Source organism: Halorhodospira sp. 9622, assembly GCF_022228025.1.
Taxonomy (GTDB): Bacteria; Pseudomonadota; Gammaproteobacteria; order Nitrococcales; family Halorhodospiraceae; genus Halorhodospira; species Halorhodospira halophila_A.
Map to the genome: position 1 here is coordinate 1 of NZ_JAJNRE010000106.1, position 551 is coordinate 551.

General features: G+C 64.4%; 1 protein-coding gene. It reads right to left on the reverse strand.

Going from position 1 to position 551, the window contains the following annotated elements:
* Window positions 1-59 precede the first annotated feature (59 nt).
* Window positions 60-551 (reverse strand): hypothetical protein (locus tag LRG07_RS13800; protein ID WP_238642776.1); only part of this gene is annotated, 492 nt, incomplete at its 5' end.

Here is a 551-nt window from a genome sequence, read left to right on the forward strand (position 1 = left end):
CCGATGCAAACCGACTCGCCAACCCTACGCTGAAGAATCAGCATCCCCTTCTCCTGTGACTATTCGTTCTGCCCCGACCAGCCCAGACTGCGCAGCAGCGCCTGCGAGGCACCGAGGCATAAGGCGTGCTCATCCTCGTAGGCGTGCACGTCCATCTCGTGCTCAAAGAGCATCAGCCGCAGCACCTCCACGCTCTGATAGAGCTGACTGCGTGCGCTGAGGATCCGGCTCATGGCCACAAACTGCTCACGCCGCTCCGGCCCGGAGATCCCCGCCGCATGCCGACTGATCCCGTAGCGAAGCTCCCGGGCGAGAAATTGATCGGCGTAGAGCGTGCGCGTCAGATCCCGCAGCGCCTCGTCGTGCTCGCCATCCGGGTCGAGAGAGATCGAGACCTGGGTTGCCTGCACACGCCGCTGCAGGTGCTCGGCGACATACGCCGTCTGCCGCGCATCCCGACACGCGCGCTCATCGCGCTCAAGGTGCCCGCTGAAGGCGTTCATCAGCTCATTCGCCTGCTGCGCAAAGTCGAGCAGATCGCGGCAGAACGC